This is a genomic window from Planococcus chinensis, from assembly GCF_042681545.1.
Taxonomy (GTDB): Bacteria; Bacillota; Bacilli; order Bacillales_A; family Planococcaceae; genus Planococcus; species Planococcus chinensis.
The window spans coordinates 1-16,800 of record NZ_JBHUFW010000014.1 but is presented as its reverse complement, the minus strand read 5'-3'; the positions used below and the strand labels follow the sequence as shown (position 1 = coordinate 16,800).

16 protein-coding genes, 1 rRNA gene and 1 riboswitch are annotated in these 16,800 nt (G+C 51.0%); all 17 genes read right to left on the bottom strand.

All coding sequences use genetic code 11. From position 1 onward, the window contains the following. Complete coding sequence (locus ACFSDB_RS16705) at positions 1-1,734, bottom strand: adenine deaminase C-terminal domain-containing protein (protein ID WP_204893633.1); 1,734 nt, start codon at positions 1,732-1,734, stop codon at positions 1-3. Between the two features lie 141 nt (positions 1,735-1,875). Beyond that, positions 1,876-2,466, bottom strand: a complete 591-nt coding sequence (locus ACFSDB_RS16700; protein ID WP_204893632.1) for a GNAT family N-acetyltransferase — start codon at positions 2,464-2,466, stop codon at positions 1,876-1,878. A 203-nt stretch (positions 2,467-2,669) separates the two neighbouring features. Then, a complete protein-coding gene (gene purD, locus ACFSDB_RS16695; protein WP_204893631.1) occupies positions 2,670-3,926 on the bottom strand; it encodes a phosphoribosylamine--glycine ligase in 1,257 nt (418 codons plus the stop codon). A gap of 15 nt (positions 3,927-3,941) precedes the next feature. After that, entirely contained in the window at positions 3,942-5,477 is a 1,536-nt protein-coding gene (purH, locus tag ACFSDB_RS16690) for a bifunctional phosphoribosylaminoimidazolecarboxamide formyltransferase/IMP cyclohydrolase (protein WP_204893630.1), read from the bottom strand. A gap of 32 nt (positions 5,478-5,509) precedes the next feature. Continuing rightward, entirely contained in the window at positions 5,510-6,082 is a 573-nt protein-coding gene (gene purN / locus ACFSDB_RS16685) for a phosphoribosylglycinamide formyltransferase (protein WP_204893629.1), read from the bottom strand. Next, complete coding sequence (purM, locus tag ACFSDB_RS16680; protein ID WP_204893628.1) at positions 6,072-7,133, bottom strand: phosphoribosylformylglycinamidine cyclo-ligase; 1,062 nt, start codon at positions 7,131-7,133, stop codon at positions 6,072-6,074. Before purM ends, purN begins: the two co-directional genes overlap by 11 nt. Positions 7,134-7,145: 12 nt before the next feature. Then, entirely contained in the window at positions 7,146-8,567 is a 1,422-nt protein-coding gene (purF, locus tag ACFSDB_RS16675; protein ID WP_204893627.1) for an amidophosphoribosyltransferase, read from the bottom strand. Beyond that, complete coding sequence (purL, locus tag ACFSDB_RS16670; RefSeq protein ID WP_204893626.1) at positions 8,543-10,771, bottom strand: phosphoribosylformylglycinamidine synthase subunit PurL; 2,229 nt, start codon at positions 10,769-10,771, stop codon at positions 8,543-8,545. The genes purF and purL overlap by 25 nt, the downstream gene beginning before the upstream one ends. Further along, complete coding sequence (gene purQ, locus ACFSDB_RS16665; protein ID WP_204893625.1) at positions 10,755-11,438, bottom strand: phosphoribosylformylglycinamidine synthase subunit PurQ; 684 nt, start codon at positions 11,436-11,438, stop codon at positions 10,755-10,757. The genes purL and purQ overlap by 17 nt, the downstream gene beginning before the upstream one ends. Continuing rightward, on the bottom strand, positions 11,435-11,689 hold the full coding sequence (gene purS / locus ACFSDB_RS16660; RefSeq protein ID WP_204893624.1) for a phosphoribosylformylglycinamidine synthase subunit PurS: 255 nt from the start codon (positions 11,687-11,689) through the stop codon (positions 11,435-11,437). Before purS ends, purQ begins: the two co-directional genes overlap by 4 nt. Further along, positions 11,686-12,402: a phosphoribosylaminoimidazolesuccinocarboxamide synthase gene (gene purC, locus ACFSDB_RS16655; protein WP_204893623.1), complete on the bottom strand. Its 717-nt coding sequence runs from the start codon at positions 12,400-12,402 to the stop codon at positions 11,686-11,688. The genes purS and purC overlap by 4 nt, the downstream gene beginning before the upstream one ends. A gap of 15 nt (positions 12,403-12,417) precedes the next feature. Next, a complete protein-coding gene (gene purB, locus ACFSDB_RS16650; protein ID WP_204893622.1) occupies positions 12,418-13,713 on the bottom strand; it encodes an adenylosuccinate lyase in 1,296 nt (431 codons plus the stop codon). Between the two features lie 16 nt (positions 13,714-13,729). After that, on the bottom strand, positions 13,730-14,854 hold the full coding sequence (gene purK, locus ACFSDB_RS16645) for a 5-(carboxyamino)imidazole ribonucleotide synthase (RefSeq protein ID WP_204893621.1): 1,125 nt from the start codon (positions 14,852-14,854) through the stop codon (positions 13,730-13,732). Further along, positions 14,851-15,339, bottom strand: a complete 489-nt coding sequence (gene purE, locus ACFSDB_RS16640; RefSeq protein WP_204893620.1) for a 5-(carboxyamino)imidazole ribonucleotide mutase — start codon at positions 15,337-15,339, stop codon at positions 14,851-14,853. The genes purK and purE overlap by 4 nt, the downstream gene beginning before the upstream one ends. Before the next feature lie 138 nt (positions 15,340-15,477). Next, a riboswitch (purine riboswitch) is annotated at positions 15,478-15,577 on the bottom strand. A gap of 85 nt (positions 15,578-15,662) precedes the next feature. After that, positions 15,663-15,851, bottom strand: a complete 189-nt coding sequence (locus tag ACFSDB_RS16635) for an NETI motif-containing protein (protein ID WP_204893619.1) — start codon at positions 15,849-15,851, stop codon at positions 15,663-15,665. After that, positions 15,848-16,369: a DUF2179 domain-containing protein gene (locus ACFSDB_RS16630; RefSeq protein WP_204893618.1), complete on the bottom strand. Its 522-nt coding sequence runs from the start codon at positions 16,367-16,369 to the stop codon at positions 15,848-15,850. Before ACFSDB_RS16630 ends, ACFSDB_RS16635 begins: the two co-directional genes overlap by 4 nt. Positions 16,370-16,725: 356 nt before the next feature. After that, a 5S ribosomal RNA gene (rrf, locus tag ACFSDB_RS16625) occupies positions 16,726-16,800 on the bottom strand; the annotation flags it as partial.

Genomic DNA, 16,800 nt, shown 5'->3' with positions numbered 1-16,800 from the left:
CTATTGCCTCATAAATGCCGGGAAGAGGATTTTTTTATTCATGACATCGTAGATTCCTTTTTGGGTGACCCGTACATACGGAAGATGCGTCGCCTGCAAAAACAGCAAGGTATAGACTGCATCGCCGTGCTTATACCCGCGCTCTTTCAGTGCTTCTTTCAGCTTCTGCTCCTGCGGGATCAACCGTTCCATCGGCTGGTCGCTCAAGAAGCCGCCGATCGGCAGCGGCAACGTGCAGACCGCTTCGCCGTCTTCAACAAGGACGATGCCGCCCTTCATGCGCTTCAGCTCCTCGAAAGCCGCTTTCATATCGTTCCGGTCTTTGCCGATCAGGATGATGTCACCGGTATTCGAATAGGAGGATGCAAATCCGCTGACGCCTGAGGCGAATCCTTTGATCAGCGTATTGACGCGCCATTTCCCGTGTTTATCCAAAAGCATCAAAAAACTTTCATCGTGTTTTTTGGAAAGGTGCCCTTCGTGCGTATCCACGCTGACCTTATATGGTTTGGTGATGACATCATTCACCATCTCAATTCCGAATGGCATCGAGAACTGGAAATCATCTTCCGACAAATCAAAGTCCATTTCGAGGTCCGGCAATACGGACCAATCGATTTCAGGGAGAGCAACCACTTTTTTTCCGTCTTTCTTCAGCCAGACGCCTTTGGAAATGACGCCGGACGGAACCGGATTGTCGAGCGATTCCAGGATGTTGATATTGGCATAGCGGCCAGTCGCGATCAAGCCGTGCAAACTGGTTACATTATAATAGCGGGCCACGTTATAGGAAGCCATCATATACGCATCGATCTGCGGTACGCCTGCTTCAAGAGCGATCTTGATGCACAAGTCCATCACGCCGTCCAGATGGAACGCGGGCGTCGACCCGTCAGTCGTCATCATCAACTTATCGAAGACGTTCAAGTCGCGCGCAACGATGTCCTTCAGGAGATGCGGCAGATCCGGACGGATCGATGAATGGCGCAAAGTGACGCCATAGCCATGGAACAAGCGCATCTCCACTTCATCGGCAGTCATGGCTTCATGGTCGCCATCTGCACCGAGCAGCCGCATTTTCGCCAAGGTCTTTTCAGAAGCGCCTGGAAAATGGCCCTCGATTTTCTTCAGCCCCATTTTCGCCTTCTGGATCCAGTAGAGCATCTGGTCATCGCCGGCCATCAACTTCGGCCAGCCCGTCAGTTCGCCGCCCAAAAGGACGTCGGGGCGGTCGAGCCATTCCCCGACCGCTTTGGAGGTGAACAAGCTGTCTTCATTCAAAAGCTCCGTCTGCGAATCAAACCGTGTCCACCAGTAGAAACTGAACGGCAGCTCCGCCAGTTGGTCTAATAATGAAAACGCTTTCTCGTTTTCCAAAGATAAAAACAAGTTTAAATTGTCCGAAAGGAAGGTTGTCGTTCCGCCTTGTGCTGCATAATCGGCAAACGTCTGCGGATTGTACAGCTGAAACGGGTGGACGTGCGGTTCGATATAGCCCGGCACCAACCACTTGCCTTCCATGTCCGCCACTTCCGTATTTGGCCCGATGTTCGGCATTTCCTGCCCCGCGTAGACGATCCGGTCCCCGTCGATCCAGATATTGCCCGTCACCCATTTTTTGAAAATGCCATGCAAGTATGTAGCATTTATCAATACAAGATCCGGCGAGGCCTCTTTAGTAATAATTTTTAATTGTTCCCGTATTTCCTTGTTTCTCCATAATGGATTCACCATAGCCGGCACCTTCTCTCTTCTATTTCCATACATAATATCGTAGCATAACAATGCATAGAAATACAGAGAAGATGCCATGATATTAGAAGATTCTGATTCTAAAGGGACACAAAAAATCCACGCACGCAGCGTGGATTTCCATTATTTCGATACGGGGTTGTTGAACGGCCCTAAAACATCTTTTTTGCTTTCTTCTTCAAAAGTCAGCACTTGAGAAACCGGATCGTACGACTCGCCGTAGAAATGCTCGTCTTTGTATGTGTGGATCTCGCCATACATCTTTTTCATCGATTCAAAGATCTCTTCTTCTGATTCATTGTTCGGAGCCCAGTAAAGGATTTCCATGGAATTCTCCTCGCCTGTTGCAAGCGAACGGCGGCAATAGCCGATGGAAGACGCATGCTCGAATCCTTCGCGCGCATAGAAACGCAGGCGCTTTTCGGAGTCCGTGTCTTCATAGTCGACCGGCTCGACTTCGAGGATGATCGGCTTGTTCTTGTCTTTCAGGAATTGGAGCGCTTTTTTGCCAAGCCCCATGCCGCGCGATTCTTTTGAAACGAAAAGATAGTCGACAAATGTGAAGCTTGGAAATTCCGCGTACATCAAGACGTGGTATGGCCCCTCATCTTTAAAGTAGACGCTTCCTTTTTCTTTCAGCAATGTGTCCATATGCTCTTTTGATTTCATTTCTTCTACTGGGAAATACTGATTCAATTTTTCATACCAATTCATAGTTTGTGCTCCTTTCGAGTTGTGATGCCCTGCTGATTTTGTTGATGGAGTCGGTTGCTGCCGTTTTGTTCTGAAGTGTAATTAGAGGTAAAAGTGGGCTGTTGAAAATCCTCAACTTGGATTTGATAAGCCAAGGGCGGCATATCAAATAAAAAATGACACATTTCCTTAACGAATTTGTGTCATTTAATAGTATAACATATTCAGTTTTTCATTGCACGCCAGCCGATGTCGGACCGGTAGAAGAAACCGTCCCATTGGAGCTTCCCGAGTTCCCGGTACACTGCAGCCTGCGCTTCTGCCAATGTACTGGCGCTTGCCGAAGCGAAAATCACCCGGCCTCCGTTGGCTTCAAAGCCTGAAGGGCCTTTTTTGGTGCCTGCATGCGTCACCTGCACGCCTTCAAGCCGCCCGGTGTCCGGAAGCAGCGCGCCTTTTCGGACGCTTTCCGGATAGCCTTCTGCCGCAACTACGACACCCAGCACTGCAGCAGGGTTCCATTTCAAGTCGAATTCTTCTCCACCTAGCAGCGCATCCATGAACCTTCCAAAATCCGATTCCATCCGCGGCAGGACCACTTGCGTTTCGGGATCGCCGAAACGGGCATTGAACTCGATCACTTTCGGCCCCTGTGCCGTCAGGATGATCCCGGCATAAAGGATGCCATCAAACGGCGTGCCCTCTGCCTGCATCGCATCGACCGCGGGCTTGACGATCCGGGAATACGTTTCGTCAACAACCTCTTCCGAAATTTGCGGCACCGGTGAATAAGCGCCCATGCCGCCGGTATTCGGGCCACGGTCCCCGTCATATGCCCGTTTATGATCCTGGGAGATCGGCATCGGATAGATGCGCCCCCCTTTGACAAACGACATGAACGAGAACTCTTCCCCGTCAAGAAATTCTTCAATGACGACGCGTGAACCCGATTCGCCGAACTTCTGCCCTTCGAGCATATCGTTCACGGCCGCAATCGCTTCTTCTTCGCTGCCTGCAACTACGACGCCTTTGCCGGCTGCCAAGCCATCTGCTTTGATGACAATCGGCGCACCGTGGCTCCGGATGAATTCCACAGCCGGTGCAGCTTCCGTGAAGGTTTCATAAGCTGCGGTCGGGATGCCGTATTTCTTCATCAATTCTTTGGCGAACGCCTTGCTGCCTTCAATTTGGGCTGCTGCTTGCGAAGGCCCGAAGATCCGCAGGCCCCGTTCTTCAAAAAAATCAGTGATCCCCGCAGCCAGCGGCTGTTCAGGCCCCACAAAGGTAAAATCAATGCCGTTTTGCACGGCAAAATCACTCAATGCGTTAAAATCCAGTTCATCAATTCCTACGAGTTCAGCATCTTCTGCCATTCCATCATTGCCCGGTGCTGCGTATACTTTCGACACAGAAGCGGATTTTGAAAATTGGCGGGCGATGGCATGTTCCCGCCCGCCCTTTCCGATCACTAAGACCTTCATGGTGTGCCCCCTTGTTTAATGTTTGAAATGGCGGACGCCGGTAAACACCATGGCGATGCCGTATTCATCCGCTTTGTCGATCGAGTCCTGGTCCTTTTTCGAACCGCCAGGCTGAATGATCGCTTTGATGCCTGCACATGCTGCAGCCTCGACGGTATCGGACATCGGGAAAAATGCATCTGAAGCCATCACTGCGCCTTCTGCACGCTCTCCTGCCTGTTCCAATGCGATTTTCGCGGCTCCGACGCGGTTCATTTGCCCCGCTCCGACGCCCAGCGTCATATTGGAATCGCAGACGACAATGGCATTCGATTTCACATGTTTGACAACGCTCCACCCAAGCTTCAGCGCTTCGAGCTCCGCTTCTGTCGGCTGGCGCTTTGTCGCGACCTGGATGTCGGCATCCTTATAGCCGAAGGCATCCGGTTCCTGAAGCAGCAGACCGCCTTCTACGGTGACCGTGTTCCATTTGTCCTGGCGGACCCGTTCGAACGGTATCGTCAGCAAGCGGATGTTCTTCTTCTGGGTCAACAGCTCCAATGCCTCCGGTGAATAAGAAGGCGCGATAATGATTTCAAGGAAAATCGTGCTCAACTGCTGGGCTGTTTCGGCATCCACTTCACGGTTCAGCGCTACGATGCCGCCGAAAATCGATGTGGAATCCGCTTCATAAGCTTTTGCAAAAGCTTCTGCAATCCCTTGGCCAGTCCCGACACCGCATGGATTCATGTGCTTCACAGCAACAGCTGCAGGCATCGAGAACTCTTTGATGATCTGCAAGGCTGCGTTGGCGTCCTGGATATTGTTATAAGACAGTTCTTTGCCGTGCAATTGGGCAGCATTCGCAGTCGAGAAATCGGAACCGAGTGCGCTGCGGTAAAATGCCGCTTTCTGGTGCGGATTTTCCCCGTAGCGGAGCGGCTGCGCCAATTCATATGTAAGCGTCAGCGCTTCCGGGAAATCTTCGCCTGTCAATTCCGTCAAGTAATTAGAGATATAGGAATCATAGGCTGCAGTATGGCGGAACACTTTAGCCGCTAGCCGGCGGCGGGTTTCTGCAGTGGTTTCGCTGCTGCTGCGGAGTTCCTCGATGACGATTGCGTAATCTGATGCATCCACGATGACCGTTACATAGGCATGGTTTTTTGCAGCAGACCGCAGCATCGTCGGGCCGCCGATATCGATGTTCTCGATGGCGTCTTCGACCGATACGTCCGGTTTGGAGATTGTTTCGCGGAATGGATAGAGGTTGACACAGACAATGTCAATTGGCGAAATGCCGTTTTCGGCCATCTGTCGCTGATGCTCCTCATCGTCAGGTTTGCCGAGCAGTCCGCCGTGGATCAGCGGGTGAAGCGTCTTTACACGGCCTTCAAGAATTTCGGGAAATCCGGTCACTTCATCAACAGCCGTGATGCCCACGCCATTCTCTTCCAAGAAACGCTTCGTGCCGCCAGTCGATAAGATTTCATAACCCATTTTCTCAAGTTCCTGGGCAAACTCCAATATGCCGGATTTGTCTGATACGCTCAATAATGCTCTCTTTTTCAAAGTATGTCCTCCTAAAAATAGAGCCGGTGAATTCACCGGCTGAATAATTGCTGTAAAGTTGCAGGGTAAAGCCGGTGCTCGATCGCATGGATTTCCGCTTCTACTTCATCTCTGCTGCGTCCGTTTACCGGAAAACATTCCTGGGCAATGATTTTCCCGGTGTCCATTCCGGCATCCACGAAATGCACCGTCACTCCCGCCGTTTCCGCACCGGCAGACAAGGTCTGGCCGATTGCATCCTTGCCGGGAAAATCCGGCAGGGCTGACGGGTGGATATTGACGATGCGGTTCTCGAATGCCGAAAGGAGCACAGGGCCGATCAGGCGCATATAACCTGCAAGTACGATCCACTCCACGCCAAGTCCCAGCAGTTTGCCTTTGAGCATTTCTTCATACATCGCTTTCGAGCCGTATTGTGAAGCGGTGAACACCAGCGTCTCGACGCCCATTTCCTTTGCCCGCTCCACAACATATGCCTGCGGGCGGTCCGAGACGGCCAGCACCACTTCCGCATTCAGCGCACCGATCTGCGCTGCATCTGCTATCGCTTGAAAATTAGAGCCGTTTCCAGAAGCGAAAACGGCAATTTTAGGTTTATTGGCCATCAAGAGTCCCGTCCTGTTCACCGACGAATTGGACGCCTGCTTTTCCGGAAACGGTGCCAATCCGGTATGCCCGGTCTCCGCTCGCTTCCGCTGCCTGGAGCACTTCTTCTGCCCGTTCCGGCGAAACCGCCAGCACGAAGCCGATGCCCATGTTAAAGACCGAATACAAGTCACGGTGTGAAAGCTTCCCTTTTTCCTGAAGCAATTCGAAGATGCGGAGCACCGGCCATGTGCCGAGCTCGATTTCAGCGCCCAGCCCTTCCGGCATCATGCGCGGCAAGTTCTCGATAAATCCGCCGCCGGTCACATGGGCCATGCCGTTGACGCTGCTGGCAGCCAGAATCGAAGCGACGGTTTTCGCATAGATTTTGGTCGGGTTTAACAGCTCATTGCCGATCGGCCCAAGGTCTTCAAAGCCTTCGACAATCCCTTCAAGCTGGTAATGGTGTTCTTCAAACATGATGTGGCGGACCAGCGAATAGCCGTTCGAATGGATGCCGCTTGATGCCAGGCCGATCAACACGTCGCCCTGCCGGATCTTTTCGCCTGTAACGATGGCCGACTTTTCCGCAGCGCCTACTGCAAAACCGGCAATGTCATACTCATCCGCTTCATACAGTCCCGGCATTTCTGCTGTTTCCCCGCCGATCAATGCTGCACCGGACTGGACACAGCCATCAGCGACGCCTTTGACGATCTGTTCGATTTTCTCAGGAACTGCCTTGCCTACTGCAATATAATCCAGGAAAAACAATGGTTCTGCGCCTTGGGCGACAATGTCATTGACGCACATGGCCACAGCGTCGATGCCGATCGTATCATGCTTGTCGGCCATGAATGCCAGTTTCAATTTCGTTCCTACGCCATCTGTTCCGGAAACAAGGACCGGTTCCTTCAAATTCAGCGCCGATAAATCGAACATGCCGCCGAAGCCGCCGAACGCACCCATCATGCCTTTTCGCGCTGTGCGCTCGACATGCGATTTCATGCGGTTGACCGCTTCATAGCCCGCTTCGATATTGACGCCTGCTTTTTCATATGCTTTTGACACACCGGTTCCCCCTTATTTCACTTTTTCTTTTTCGTGCGGCAATACCGTATCCGGATAAATGTTGGTCGGATATTCGCCTGTGAAACATCCTAGGCAATGCCCGCATTTCGAACCCGGATCTGTGCGTCCGATATTTTGGACCATGCCTTCCACCGACAAGAATGTCAGCGAATCCGCGCCGATGATTTCACGCATTTCATCAACTGTATTGTTCGCAGCGATCAATTCACCGGACGTCGAGATGTCGATGCCGTAAAAACACGGGTTCTTGATCGGCGGCGAAGAGATGACAACGTGCACTTCCGTCGCTCCTGCCTCTTTCAATAAATTCACAATCCGGCGCGAAGTGGTACCGCGCACAATCGAGTCATCGACCATGATGACGCGTTTTCCTTCCACGACTTGGCGGACCGGCGACAATTTCATCTTGACGCCTTGTTCGCGCAGATCCTGCGAAGGCTGGATGAACGTACGTCCGACGTAGCGGTTCTTGATCAAGCCGAGTTCGTAGGGAATGCCGCTTGCTTCCGAATAGCCGATCGCCGCAGAAATGCTCGAGTCCGGCACTCCGGTGACCACGTCGGCATCGATTTGGATCTCTTTCGCCAACTGCTTGCCGAGGCGTTTGCGGGCAGCGTGGACATTGATTCCGTCAATGTCCGAATCCGGGCGGGAAAAATAAACATATTCCATCGTACAGATTGCGCGTTCATCCGGATAAGCAAAACGTTCCACACGCATGCCGTCATCGTTGATGATCAAAAACTCACCCGGCTCGACAGAACGGACAAACTCCGCTCCGACAATATCGAATGCACATGTTTCAGACGCTACCACCCACGCATCGCCGAGCTTCCCAAGAGAAAGCGGACGAAGGCCGTTCGGGTCGAGCGCGACATACATCGCTTCTTCTGACAGGATCAAAAAGGCGAATGCACCTTTCAAGAGCGACAAAGCATTTTTCGCTTTTTCTTGAAACGATTCATAGCCGCTTCTTTTGATCAGATGCGCCAGCACTTCCGTGTCGGACGTTGTCTGAAAAATGCTCCCTTGGCGTTCCAAGTGGCTCTTCAAATGGTTTGCGTTGACCAGGTTGCCGTTATGCGAAATCGCCAGGCTGCCGGTTGTCGAGTTGAAGAGCAGCGGCTGGACGTTTTCGATGCCACTGCCGCCCGCCGTCGCATAGCGGACATGGCCGATGGCTGCCTGGCCTGCGATTTTTCCGAGTTTTTCAGGTGTAAACACTTCGCTGACCATGCCTTCCCCTTTCAAGGGAAACAGGTTATTGCCGTCTGTCGAAACAATTCCGGCGCCTTCCTGTCCGCGGTGCTGCAATGCATGCAGTCCGTAATAGGTCAGCTGGGTCGCATTCGCATTTCCCCAAATTCCGAAAATGCCGCATTCTTCATTTAAGCTTCTGATTTCAGCAAGCATGGGATTGCTCCTTTCCAGGCTGCGCGAAGCGTATCGACTGAACCGTTGATCCATGCCGTACCGTCTTCGCCTTTGATCACCAATTGGTTGCCTTCAGTGACCGTTCCGATTTTCTTGGCGTCCGTGACAATTGCTTCAAACGCTTGCTCATTGCCAGGAGAAACGGTAAGGATGAAACGGGATTGTGATTCGCTGAATAAAGCTGTCGTTGCAGAACCGGAAAGAGTGACGTCAAGCCCAAGCCCTTTGCCGAATGCTTTCTCGGCGAGCGCTACAGCTACGCCGCCTTCGGCTACATCATGTGCCGAAGCCACTAGGCCCTGCTGGATTGCTGAAAGGATCTGCGCTTGGCGCTTCGCTTCCACGTCCAAATCGATGCTCGGTGCTTTGCCGAAGATGCGCCCTTCGACCATTTTCTGCAATTCACTGCCGCCGAATTCCGTGAAGCTTTCGCCGATCATGTAAACCAGATCGCCCGCTTTTTTCGCGTCCTGCGTTGTAACATGAGAGAGGTCTTCCACGAGTCCGACCAACCCGATTGTCGGCGTCGGATAAACCGCTGTGCCGTTTGTTTCATTGTACAAAGAGACGTTTCCGCCGATTACCGGCGCATCAAGAATCGTGCAGGCTTCAGACATGCCGTCCGCCGCTTTTTCCAGCTGCCAGAAGATTTCCGGCTTTTCCGGATTCCCGAAGTTCAGGCAATCTGTAATCGCCAATGGTTTCGCACCGGATACGACAACATTGCGTGCCGCTTCCGCAACCGCAATCTTACCGCCGGTTTCCGGGTCCAGGTAGATATAGCGTGAGTTGCAGTCCGTTGTCATCGCGAGGCCTTTGTTCGTGCCGCGCACGCGGATGACCGCCGCGTCCGATCCCGGGCTCACCACAGTGCTCGTGCGCACTTGGTGGTCGTATTGATCGTAGACCCATTCTTTTGAAGCGATCGTCGGCTGCTGCAATAAATTCAATAAGGTTTCATTGTAATCGGTGACTTTCGGCTCCACGTTTTCGAGCTGCTGGTATTCCGTGAAATAAGCAGGCACGCTCCACGGTTTATGGTAGACCGGCGCGTCTTCTGCAAGCGCATCGACAGGCACTTCTGCCACGACTTCGCCTTTATGCAATAAACGCAGTGTCGAATCATCTGTTACCGTTCCGACCGTTACGGCATCCAAGCCGTACTTTTCGAACAGCTCGACAATTTCCGGTTCGCGGCCTTTTTTCACGACGATCAGCATGCGTTCCTGTGATTCCGATAGCATCATTTCATACGCTGTCATATCGCGCTCACGCTGCGGAACGTGATCCAAATCCATCTCGATGCCGGAACCGGCTTTTGAAGCCATTTCCGCTGACGATGATGTAAGGCCAGCCGCCCCCATGTCCTGGATCCCGACCAGCGCATCGGATTTGACCAGTTCCAGGCAAGCTTCCAGCAAGAGCTTTTCCATGAACGGATCCCCAACTTGGACAGCCGGGCGTTTTTCTTCTGATGCATCCGTCAATTCCTCGGAAGCGAATGTCGCGCCGTGGATGCCGTCGCGGCCGGTTTTGGCGCCGACGTACATGACCGGGTTGCCGACGCCGGAAGCGACGCCTTTTTGAATGTCTTTGTGGTCGATCAGGCCGACGCACATAGCGTTGACCAATGGGTTGCCATCGTAGCAAGCGTCGAATTGCACTTCGCCGCCCACTGTCGGAATGCCGATGCAATTGCCGTAGCCCGCAATCCCGGCTACTACTTCCTCAAAAAGATATTTGACGCGGGGGGTCTGCAATTCGCCAAAGCGGAGTGAATTCAGCATCGCAATCGGGCGCGCCCCCATTGAGAACACGTCGCGGATGATGCCGCCGACGCCTGTGGCTGCGCCTTGGTATGGCTCGATGGCGGATGGATGGTTATGCGATTCCATTTTGAAAACGACCGCCTGGCCATCGCCGATATCGACGATTCCGGCGCCTTCGCCTGGCCCTTGCAGCACACGCGGAGCTTTGGTCGGGAATTTTGCCAGCACCGGTTTTGAGTTTTTATATGAACAATGCTCAGACCACATTACCGAAAACAAACCCGTTTCCGTGTAATTCGGTGTTCTGCCCAAGATGTTTTCCACCATTTCAAATTCTGCGTCGGACAAGCCCATTTGGCGGTAGATTTTCTGGTCTTTGATCTGTTCGATATTTGGCTCAAGCATGAGTGACATGTGATTCCCTCCACTGTTTAACGATTGATTTAAATAACAACAAGCCGTCGCTGCCGCCGATCAGATCGGAAACCGCACGCTCCGGATGCGGCATCATGCCAAGCACATTGCCGCGTTCATTGATGATGCCCGCAATATTGTTGCGGCTGCCGTTAAAGTCGCCTTCATAAGTGAAGACGATCTGGTTGTTTGCTTTCATTTTTTCATATGTCTCATCGTCACAGTAATAATTCCCTTCGCCGTGGGCGATCGGGATCCGGATTTTCTGGCCTGCAGTGTACTGGTTCGTGAAGATCGTGTCAGCGTTCTCGACTTTCAAGCCGACCGTGTGGCACATGAATTTCAGGTTCTTGTTGCGCAGGAGAACACCTGGCAGAAGGCCCGCTTCGGTCAGGATCTGAAAGCCGTTGCAGACGCCCAGAACCGGTTTGCCGGCTTCTGCCGCTTTTTTCACTTCCGCCATAATGGCAGAAGTCTGGGCGATTGCGCCGCAGCGCAAGTAGTCGCCGTAAGAAAACCCGCCCGGCACCAAAATGCCGTCGTACTTGCTCAAATCAGTTGAATCATGCCAAACATAGTCCACTTCTTCGCCGAGTTCATCTTTGATGGCGTGGTACATGTCCAAGTCGCAATTAGAGCCAGGGAATACGATTACTGCGAATTTCATTGTGAGACAGCCTCCTCGATTTCGAAACGGTAATCCTCGATCACCGTGTTCGTCAATAACCTACGGCACATTTCATTGACCAGTGCATCCACATTCTTTTCCTCGTCCGCAATCATCAATTCCAAGTACTTCCCGATGCGTACATCTTCAACTTGGCTGTAGCCCATTTTATGGAGAGACCCCATCACTGCTGAGCCCTGTGGATCCAATACACTTTCACGCAAGGTAACGTAGATTTTTACTTTTTTCATGAATGTTGTCCTCCTAATTTAGCTAAAATGAGTCCGTACGCATCGGTTAAATTGCCGAGGTCCCGGCGAAATACATCTTTATCGAGTTTCTGTTTCGTTTCCGAATCCCAAAGCCGGCACGTGTCTGGCGAAATTTCATCAGCCAGCAGAATGCTGCCGTCCTTATCGCGGCCGAACTCGATCTTGAAGTCGACCAAATCGACGCCCACTTCCTTAAAGAAGCCGATCAGCACTTCGTTCACTTTCAAGGCCTTCTCGCGCAGCTCCTGCACTTCTTGCGGTGCCGCAAGGCCTAGCAATTGGATGTGGTCTTCCGTAATGATCGGATCGCCCAGTACGTCGTCTTTATAATAGAATTCCACAACCGGCCGTTCGAGCTGCGTGCCTTCTTCTATTCCTAGGCGCTTTGCCATGCTGCCTGCCACGATGTTGCGTACCACCACTTCAATCGGGATGATCGACACTTCACGGACAAGCTGTTCCTGGTCAGACAATTGTTTGACGAAATGGGACTCGATTCCCGCTTCCTTCAATTTTTCAAAGAGCAATGATGTGATTTTATTGTTCAGCGTGCCTTTTCCGGCAATGTCCGCTTTCTTTTCGCCGTTGAAAGCTGTCGCTGAGTCTTTGTATTCCACCCATAAAATGCCTTGTTCGTCTGTTGCATACAAGCGTTTTGCTTTGCCTTCGTACAATAGCTGACCTTTTTCCATGTTCAAAGCCCCCGTTTAGTTTAATCCAAGTCGGTTGAAAATCATGTCCACTTGCTGCAAATGATGGTTATAGTCGAAGCAATCATCCAGTTCTTCTTTGGTCAATTGGGAAGTGATCGTATCGTTCGCTTCCACAATTTTGCGGAAATGCGTCTGGTTCTCCCACGCTTCCATCGCACAAGGCTGGACCGTGTCATACGCCGCTTCGCGCGCCATCCCTTTGTCGATCAAGGCAAGCAATACACGCTGCGAATAAATCAAGCCGAGCGTTGAGTCCATATTGCGCTTCATGTTTTCCGGGAACACCGTCAAGTTCTTCACGATATTCGAGAAGCGGTTCAGCATATAGTTCAAGGCAATCGTCGCATCCGGCAAGATGACGCGTTCTGCTGATGAATGCGAAATATCGCGTTCGTGCCAAAGCGAGACGTTTTCGTAAGAAGTGACCATATAGCCGCGAATCAGGCGGGCAAGGCCGGTCATGTTCTCCGAACCGATCGGATTGCGTTTATGCGGCATTGCCGATGAACCTTTTTGGCCTTTGGCGAAAAACTCTTCCACTTCGCGCGTCTCCGATTTTTGCAGGCCGCGGATTTCTGTCGCGAATTTCTCGATGGATGTCGCGATGAGTGCCAGCGTGCTCATGTACTGTGCATGGCGGTCACGCTGCAACGTTTGGGTCGAAATCGGTGAAGCGGCAAGTCCCAGCTGTTTGCAGACGTACTCTTCAACAAATGGATCGATGTTGGCGTACGTGCCGACAGCTCCGGACATTTTGCCGGTCTCGATCGACTTAGCAGCCGCTTCAAACCGTTCCAAGTTACGCTTCATTTCTTCGTGCCACAGCGCCAATTTCAGGCCGAATGTGGTCGGTTCTGCATGGACGCCGTGCGTACGGCCCATCATGACCGTCATTTTATGTTCTTTGGCTTTGTTCGCCAGAATTTCGATAAAGTTGTTCAAATCTTTTCGGATAATTTCGTTCGCTTGCTTGATCAAGTATGAAAGCGCCGTATCCACGACATCCGTTGAAGTCAGCCCGTAATGCACCCATTTGCGTTCTTCGCCGAGCGTCTCAGATACCGCCCGGGTAAAAGCGACCACATCATGGCGGGTCTCTTCTTCAATCTCTAAAATCCGATCTACTGAAAACGAGGCGTTTTGCCGGATCTTTGCGACATCTTCTTTCGGGATATCGCCGATTTCCGCCCAAGCTTCACATGCCAAAATTTCAACTTCCAGCCAAGCGTTGTAGCGGTTTTCTTCTGTCCAAATTGCACCCATTTCAGGTCGTGTATAACGTGCGATCATAATCCAGTTCCTCCAATTATTCCGGCCAAATGCCGGATTCGTCTATTTCGTTCAATGTTTTCTCGATATCATCCGTCAAAATGGTGACATGCCCCATTTTGCGTTTATGCTTTGCTTCATCTTTTCCATATAAATGAATCGACCAGTCGGGATAGCGGGAAATCTTGGATGCCAGCGGCGCGACATGCTCGCCCAGTACATTGACCATCACCGTATCCGCCCACAGCTTTGGCTTTCTAAGCGGCCAGCCGCAAATAGCCCGAATGTGCTGATGGAATTGCGAGATATTGGTTCCTTCTATTGAATAATGCCCGGAATTATGAGGGCGTGGGGCCAGTTCATTCACCAGGATCCCGCCATCTTTCAACACGAACATTTCGACTGCCAATGTTCCGACCATCTCCAGACGGTCTGCGATCTTTCCTGCTGCTGCTTTGGCCAATCCAATCGTAGATTCCGCTACACGTGCCGGCACGATTGTTTCATGGAGAATGTGATCCTTGTGGATATTCTCCCCGATCGGCAGAATCGCCGCTTCGCCGTGCACATTGCGCTGGATGATTACGGATATTTCCTTGTCGAACTCAATGAATGCTTCCGCTACACAAGCGCCATTTTTAAAAAGCGGTTCGGCCATGGCCAGCTCTGTTTCTTTCGAAACCAACTGCTGCCCTTTCCCGTCATATCCGCCTTTTGCTGTTTTCACAACAAAAGGATATGCCAGCTGGCTGCTTTTTTCCTTCAATTCTTCAAACGTTTCTGCTGCAATATAATCGGCAATCGGAACACCCGCATCCGCTATCGCCTGCTTTTCAAAAATCCGGTTTTGCGTAATACGGATCAACTCTGCGCCTTGTGGTACATAAGCATGTTCCATCAGTTTCTCAAGCCCGGCAGCGTCAATATTTTCAAATTCATACGTGATGACGTCGCTGGCTTCCGCCAGTTCTTCCAGTGCCTGCGCATCATCATAAGGCGCGATTATCTCGATGTCGGCCACTTGCCCGGTCGGCGAATCCATGCCGGGGTCCAGTACCGCAATTTTGAATCCTGCTTCTTTCGCTGCCAACGCCATCATCCGGCCTAACTGTCCGCCGCCGATGATGCCGATTGTCTGGCCTGGCAAAATAGTCTTTGTCATATCAAATCACCTGTGCTTTTCAATACTTCATCCTGTGTCCGTCTTCTTCTTTCTTCAAGAGCATCTGCTGCATCCGCATCCACGGTCCCAAGAATCTGGGCAGCGAGCAAACCGGCATTCACGGCTCCGGCTTTTCCGATCGCTACCGTCGCAACCGGGACGCCTCCTGGCATTTGAACGATCGACAAAAGCGAGTCCAGCCCGTTCAACGCTTTTGATTGAACTGGTACGCCGATAACCGGCAAGGTTGTTTTAGCGGCAACCATCCCCGGCAAGTGGGCTGCTCCGCCCGCACCTGCGATAATGACGTGCAATCCGCGCTCCCGGGCTTCCGCCGCATAACTGAACATCAAGTCCGGTGTCCGGTGAGCAGAAATAACTTTTTTCTCATATGCAATGCTGAGTTCATCAAGCACATCACATGTGTGTTTCATCGTTTCCCAATCGCTTGAACTTCCCATTATTACGCCGATTCGCGGATCCATTATACCAATCTCTCCTTTGAACGAATAAAAGCCCTCAAATAAACTGCTCACATAACGTGAAAAGCAGTTTACTTAAGGGCTTGTTTGTTTGAACGAATTTAAAAATGATGGCATAGAAGCACATCCTTCGCCAAGTCTCCATAAGTTGCTTTCCCGCATAGTCCAGACATTCCGGTGTCCTGGTAGAAACGCAGAAGCCAATCCTTCTGCATATATGGGGTATCCTCAGTAATCATAACAAGATATGAGAGACGAGTCAACGATAAAGTCGAACGATAAAAAGACATCATCTGTAATCGTTCGCCTTTTTCAAGTATATGGATTTAATTTTCTAATTTGCTTCCTTTAAACTTCACGATTTGCCTAACTGGTACCGGTTCGCCATTTACTTCTTCAAAGAGCGGTTCTTCCCTCCGGCCAACAGCAGCATATCCCGCGGCCTTCATCCGGTCCAGGCATTCTTTAATCGTTTCATTTTCTCCAACTTCAAACCAGACCGTATTCTTGCTCATTTAAACAATTTTCCTTTCCTGACTTGTTTCACCCAGAAACCGCCATGGATCGTTTTCGGTTCATAAGCGATGATAAATGCCTTCGGGTCTAGCTCTTTTATCGTGGTATATAATTGAAGTTCCATTTTGCGCGGCGTCAGGATTTGCATTGACTGCCGTCCGCCTTCCATCCCATTGGCAATCCAATCGGTAACGCCATACCCTTTTTCCCGCAGTTTTTTAGGAAGCGTCGGGTCTTCGTCACTGGTGATGACGTTTACCGTGATATAGCCCAAAGCCATTTTCTCTTCAATTTTAGATCCCACAATGACGCCTGAACCAAAACCAATAGCGTAGGCGATCAGGTTCTGAATCTGATCCAAGTTGTCTAATACTAGACCCAAACCTACTATATAAATAACCGTTTCTATCATGCTGATGATTGCAGCCATATAGCGGTAGCCTTTCAACGTCATGATCATCCGGATAGTAAGGAATGATACATAGACGATATTGATCGTAAAAATAATTAAAACCATCAACCACGGATTAATATCCAATTTTTGCACCCTTTCTTGCCTGTTAAGTTTCAAATTTCATACTAGTTGAATTTAGAGGCGAATGCAAGGAGAAGACCGTTGCCGCTTAGCATTAAGGCCTTATGGTACAGGCTTTTTTTGCAATGAGGAATGCTTGCCGTATTCCACTGAAAAACTATTTACACCGATAAAATAATCTTACATTCAGTCCATCAGCCATACGGTTTCTTTAACCCATGGCAGCCATTCGCCAATAAATGCAACTTTCGTTCTGAGGAGGTTAATGCCCTCAATATTCCACTTTTATGATTAAGCACAAAAAAGCCGCTACCTTTTCAGGTAACGGCCTTCGATGTGCCCAGCGGCGTCCTACTCTCACAGGGGGAAACCCCCAACTACCATCGGCGCAAAAGAGCTTAACTTCCGTGTTC